This is a genomic window from Nocardioides marmoraquaticus (assembly GCF_054777915.1).
Genome location: NZ_BAAHAA010000046.1, coordinates 1 through 5,611, shown reverse-complemented (window position 1 = coordinate 5,611; position 5,611 = coordinate 1). Strand labels below are relative to the sequence as shown.

General features: G+C 61.7%; 5 protein-coding genes. 4 read left to right on the top strand and 1 reads right to left on the bottom strand.

All coding sequences use genetic code 11. The annotated features are described in order from the left end of the window. Nucleotides 1–453 precede the first annotated feature (453 nt). A complete protein-coding gene (locus tag ACYU8I_RS18755) occupies nucleotides 454–810 on the top strand; it encodes a histone-like nucleoid-structuring protein Lsr2 (protein ID WP_460843850.1) in 357 nt (118 codons plus the stop codon). A gap of 138 nt (nucleotides 811–948) precedes the next feature. On the opposite strand, the gene ACYU8I_RS18750 is transcribed toward ACYU8I_RS18755, so the two are convergent. After that, a complete protein-coding gene (locus ACYU8I_RS18750) occupies nucleotides 949–1,656 on the bottom strand; it encodes a hypothetical protein (RefSeq protein ID WP_460843848.1) in 708 nt (235 codons plus the stop codon). A 66-nt stretch (nucleotides 1,657–1,722) separates the two neighbouring features. Here ACYU8I_RS18750 and ACYU8I_RS18745 point away from each other — a divergent pair, with 66 nt between their 5' ends. Genes ACYU8I_RS18745 through ACYU8I_RS18735 form a run of 3 tightly spaced genes read left to right on the top strand, consistent with a single transcriptional unit; the run spans nucleotide 1,723 to nucleotide 5,058 of the window. Further along, nucleotides 1,723–2,556: a hypothetical protein gene (locus ACYU8I_RS18745; RefSeq protein WP_460843846.1), complete on the top strand. Its 834-nt coding sequence runs from the start codon at nucleotides 1,723–1,725 to the stop codon at nucleotides 2,554–2,556. A 10-nt stretch (nucleotides 2,557–2,566) separates the two neighbouring features. Next, entirely contained in the window at nucleotides 2,567–3,727 is a 1,161-nt protein-coding gene (locus tag ACYU8I_RS18740) for a DUF262 domain-containing protein (protein WP_460843844.1), read from the top strand. Continuing rightward, nucleotides 3,724–5,058 carry an OLD family protein gene (locus ACYU8I_RS18735; RefSeq protein ID WP_460843842.1) on the top strand — a complete coding sequence of 445 codons (1,335 nt, stop codon included), beginning with the start codon at nucleotides 3,724–3,726 and terminating at the stop codon, nucleotides 5,056–5,058. Before ACYU8I_RS18740 ends, ACYU8I_RS18735 begins: the two co-directional genes overlap by 4 nt. Nucleotides 5,059–5,611 lie beyond the last annotated feature (553 nt).

Here is a 5,611-nt window from a genome sequence, read left to right as displayed (position 1 = left end):
GCCCGTTCCCGAAGCTCCTCGGGATACTTCCTCGGTGCTGCCATGACTCTCATCCTTCCGTGGAATGAGAGCCTCCATCAGACCCGGCACGCGACACTTGTAGACGCCCGACTCGCTCATGCCGAGACGTTCAGCCGCCTCGGCACAGGTGAGCAGTTGCTCGCTCATAACCGGAGGCTAGAGCAGCGGTACTCAGCTTTGGCGACCGTTGGACGTCTTGGACGTGGGTGCCTTGGAGCCGCCGTTACCCGCGGCCGATTTTGCACGACGGCGGTAGGGCGCAAGCGAGCACTGACAAGCTACACGCGTGAGCCCAGCTAGCCGCGTCTGACCTCACGCGGTTCAGCGAGTGGCTCGAAAGCGCGGACTGTCAGGATGCGACCTACGGCTCGGAACTAAGCGACCTGCAATGTGCGGGCGTTCGGGTCGTTTCGGAGTTGGCGGCTCACCGCCATGACCTCTATGGTGCGTCTTATGGCCAGTCGAGTTATTACCCAGCTGATTAGTGACCTATCCGGAGAAGAGATCGGAGACGGCCAGGGCGAGTCGGTGCAGTTTGGCTACCGCGGCACGAACTATACGATCGACCTGACGGCCGACGAGGCCGCTGCCTTCGACGAGGCCATCGCGACGTACATCGAGAACGCCACGCAGCAGGGTCGAGCCCGTACGACTCGAAAGAGTGCTGGTCGGTCCCAGACCGGGGATGCCAAGGCAATTCGCGAGTGGGCGCAGGGCCAGGGCATCGACGTGCCCGCCCGTGGACGTATCCCGGCCGAGCTGCGCGAGCAGTACGAGGCAGCAAACTAGTCCTGGCGGGCGCCGCCGGGGTTACCAGGCGTTCGGCTGTGCTGAAAGTGCCGTCCGGCGTTCACACCACGACCGCTTCTCAGTCGACGGCGTTGGGCCGGGTGGCGAGTCCGGGCGACCTCCCAGGTAGTCACTTCCCTACTGAGTCGTAGCCGGCCCAGTCGGCCCGGGGTCCTTGCTGCCGCGTGTACGTCGTTGCCAGAGCTCGACCGTCTGGACGACCCAGAAGACGGCGAACAGAGCGATAAGCGCTGCCTCAACCCAAAAAATGGTGTGTTGGAAGACCTCCAGCACGGCGAGCCCAAGGCCGACCACGGCGACCGTTGCCATCGCCAGGAACGTGCTGCGATACCAGGCGCGGTAGGGCCCGCTGGCCGCTCGCCAGTTCAGCCCGACCACGGCAACGATGCCGGCGAACATGCCGAAGGCAGCGAGCAGGTGCGCTTTGCTGCGAAGGAAGTCGGGTGCTGCTAGGTAGAGCACCCAAAGAACGAGAACACCGACTGCCAAGATGGCTGTCGCCGCTGTTCCGTATAGGACGCGCTGGACACTTGGCTGCGCAGACTGCCGCGCCGCCAGTGCGCGGAAGAACCAGACTACGGCCAGCACTGCTGAGAAAGCGACCAGCAGAGCGAACAGATTGTTGGTGAGCGCACCGGTAAACTGGAGCTCCGACGGGACATTGCTGCGCTGACACGGTGGCTCGTTGCTGATCGGTGACTTTGTCACAGGGTTGATTAGCAGCGCCTTGAGTGGCGTCGGGACCAGTGCCACTACAAAAGCTAGGAAGCCTGAGATATTCAGGAGCAGATCTTCCATGGCTGCGTCGCCTTTGTAGATGATCAAGCTCGCGCCCATCGTGCAGAGTGCGGCTACGAATACTGCGCGCACCGAGGGACCTACGTCCCGGGGTTGGACCTGCTGCAGGCGCTGCTCAGTCTCCCGATCTCTCAAGGCGATAAGCAGGAGTCCGGCCGTCCGGCGAAGGCGTTTGATGCTTGGATCGCGCAGGAGCTCCGCCGCGCGGGCTTCCCACCGGATGCGGTTTGGCCTCGACTGCGTCGCCCCCGGGTAGGCGTCGAGGGCAACGGGCCTCTCGAAGATGCCGTCGAGGAGCTACGCGTGCAGCTCGAGACAGTTGAGTTAGCCAGTGGCAAGCGCTTACAGCCGGCGCGGCTGCGAAAGGCAGTGACGGACGTGCTCCGGGCCGTTCCTGGATCGGCGAACGCTTATGTGCTCGGTGACTTTTACTCCAAGCAGATCGATGTCGGTCTGTCATCGTGGAAGCGCGGCCCAGACATCCTGATCTCGACAAAGACAATGTTCTCGGCGTACGGGAAGAATCTCAAGAACCGGCATGAGGAAGCCGTGGGCGAAGTCTTAAGTCTCCGGCGACGTCACCCAATGGCGACAATGGGTTACGCATACCTCGTACGCCAAGACATTCTCGGTCAGCCAAGCAGCTTGGCCACGTTGTATGACATTCTGCGCCGTCTACGACGGCCGGGCGAAACCTTCGACGCAACGATGTTGCTTGTCATCGACTGGGACGAGAGCGACCTCGAACGGGGTCTCACGCACTTAGAGCAACCGGCCGATGACCTGGCTGCGTCCGCGTTCTTCCAGGACATCGTCGAGGCCACGCTCGACAGAACGCCTAGTCGCGAGCACACCGTCGCACGCCTACGCCACGGCGCACTCCCGGTTGGTGGGCTCGAGCCCGAGGACGACGACTTCGATGTGTAGGAGGGTCTAGATGAGGCTGCAGCGGGTCGAGATGGACTTGGAGACCATCGTTCGGCGAATCAACCTCGGTGAGCTGGACCTGCAGCCGGAGTTCCAGCGCGGTGAGGTGTGGGATCAGAAGCGCCAACAGCGCCTGGTCGACACCATCCTTCGCGGTTGGTATGTACCCGCTGTGCACATCGTGCAAGAGGCCGACCGCGAACTGGTTCTCGATGGCCAGCAGCGACTGGCAACCATGCGTGACTTTCTCCGGGACGAGTTTAAAATCGACGGCACTATCGAGCCGTACTCCCAATACATTGGAGATCTACACGGGAGGCGGTTCTCGCAACTCCCGGACAACGTGCGCCGCTCCGTGAACCGATTCGCTGTCCCCGTTGTCTACCTGAGCGACCACCAACCCGGTGAACCCAACGAACTCTTCTTCCGACTCAACCAGTCCTACAATCTGACGCCGCCCGAGAAACGAAACGCCCTCCACGGCGCTGCGCGGAATCAAGTAAAAGACCTTGTGCGAGAGATGGAAAGCTGGGGTCTATTGGAGCGGACCGTGGTGGGTTTTAGCAATGCGCGCCTGGCGTACGATGACATTGTTGCCCGTACGTGCGTTGCCATCGAGCAAAACACGCTCCGGCGGCACATCAACAACACGGTCGTCGAGCAGTATTACCGGGAAGGTGAGTTCTCGGCAAGAACGATTGATGCTGTTCGACGCGCGGGCCATGAGCTCCACCATCAACTGCAAACCGCCGGGCGAGTCAAGTTCAACAAGGGATCGCTGCAGACATGGCTGGTGTACTGCGTCTGGGCGCCGATCGCAGTGGGACCGCTTCCTTCGCAGTTGCTGCTGAAGTTCGAGCGTGACCGTCGGCGCGCTAAGCAGGCCGCACGAGAGGGTTTGACGTGGCAAGACCAGCAGATCTTGGGCGTTCTGTCAGTCTACGACGACCGTGCGTCCTACCGGGTCACTGATGTGGCGTCAGTGGTTGCTCGTGACTTGACGGTTCACCTCTATCATCTTGCACTCTTTGGTGGCTCGGGTCTGCGGCGCTCAAACGAGATTGTGCAGCACCTACTGAGCGACTCGAAGGCGAATCCATCCACGCTTGTCTTTCAGTTCGCTGACATTGCCAACTGGGGCGAGCCGCTTCTCATGGACTGGCGGGCGTGATGCGTGAAGCTGCTGAGACCGCTGTTTGGAAGAAGTTGCGCCAGAGCCGGACCAAGCAGTCGTCGCGGGAGCACGCAGTCGGCGCCGGCACGGTACTCGATCTTGCCCAACCTTGCATCGTCCTCGGCGGTCGAAACGGCGCCGGCAAGACACGACTGTTGCGGCGGCTCGACAGCGAGCTGGGTAAGGATGCTCTTCTCATTGATCTGCACCAGCTGACCCAAGAGGCGCTAAGCCTGTACCGCTCGAGAGCTGACTTCGATGACATGACCGATGAAGTCGACCCGCTGGTGTTGGGCAACGACCGAATTCAGGACGTCCAGAAGATTGTTGGTCGCCGCTACGACTCCATCGAATGGTTCTCGCTCGAGATTGAGTTGAATGACCCGGACGTCGCGGAGCGCTTCCGTTGGATGGGCGATGCGGACGCTCAGCCGCTAGTGCCGTACTTTCGTGTGTCCTACAGGGGCCTAACCTATTCATCTCCGCAAATGGGGCTGGGCGAATTCTCGGTCCATCTCTTGTTCTGGATTGTCGAGCTTCTCCGGACCGAGCGTGGTCAGATTCTGCTCCTCGACGAGCCGGACGCGTATTTGCCTCCGATCGGCGTACGAAGTCTTCTAGCGCGCATGCTCCAGATCTGCTTGCACCGCGAGTGGTCGGTGGTCCTGTCCACGCATTCGGAGGAGATGATTGCCCTGGCCGTCGAGAACGACGGATTTACCTTGCTCGCCGTCGATGAGGCCGGCGAGACCAGCGCGGTTCACTCCGCAGACGACCCCATGGCCGCCTCGACACTCCTCACCCGCCCGCCCGTCGATCGTTTTGCGTTCGTTGAGGACGAGTCGGCCGCAGCAATGACCCGTGGTTTGATCGGCGCAGTGAACCCGTCGCTGGCGCAGAGAACTAGCCTCGTTTGGGGTGGCGGTGATGGTTATCTCAAAGAGCTTCGCAAGCACTTGCCCAAGCCGCCACAGCCCGCGGCCCGGTTCGCTTATGTACTCGACGGCGACCAACGCGGATCTGTACACGACACGCTTACCTCCCGCTGGGAGGCGGTTTTCTTACCGACAGGGAGTGATCCGGACGAACTGATGAGGGAACTCGCTGATGACGTGTATGCCATTGCGGGAATGCTGAACGTCCCTGCGGCGAGAGTGCAGCTTTACCTGGGGACGATTGAGGGCGACGATGCGCACGACTGGGTGAACAAAATGGGCGAAGAGTTTGGGCGGCCGGAAGTGCTGCGCGCACTGCCTGCATTGTGGGCTGAGCGCTACCCCGAGGAAGCTCAGCAGTTCGTTGCGGAACTATCACGAGCCTGGGGATGACCGTAGAGCTAGTTCGAACCGCCCGAACGTCGCCGCAGCCAGGCCACGCCGCCCCCGACCGCCGCCGCGCCACCCGTTGCGGCGTACAGGAGCGGAGCAGCGACGCTAGGGTCGACAGTCATAAGCAACCACAGCGCAGCCAGGTAGGTCATCAGGGCTGCGACACACGTGCCAACGACTGCCCATCTCACGCAGACAACGACGGTGGTGCTGGCCCTGATCTGCGCCATCTCCATTGCGTGGCGTGCGTCGAGTAGCTCTTGCTCCTGCTCGGGCGTGTACTGCCCGCGCGCTTGAGTACCAACGATGTGAATTGACTTGCCCGCTTCATCGCCTGGGGCTGATGAACGGATCTGTGACATCTGAGATCGCTTGTCGAGTCGTCAGGCTGGAAGGATGTTGCTGTGCCCAAGCCCTACCCCCGCGAGTTCCGCGAGGACATCGTCCGGGTCGCCCGGGTCTGCTGCACCATCCGGTGACAGGTTCGGTTAGGCCGCCTGGGTGGCGGTTGGGAGCATGATCAGCTCGTATTCGACCGGGGTCAATCGGTCGA

Bases quoted from the DNA above. Each gene is read 5' to 3' on its own strand.
- ACYU8I_RS18755 (WP_460843850.1), top strand. From the start codon at position 454: ATGACCTCTATGGTGCGTCTTATGGCCAGTCGAGTTATTACCCAGCTG.
- ACYU8I_RS18740 (WP_460843844.1), top strand. From the start codon at position 2,567: ATGAGGCTGCAGCGGGTCGAGATGGACTTGGAGACCATCGTTCGGCGA.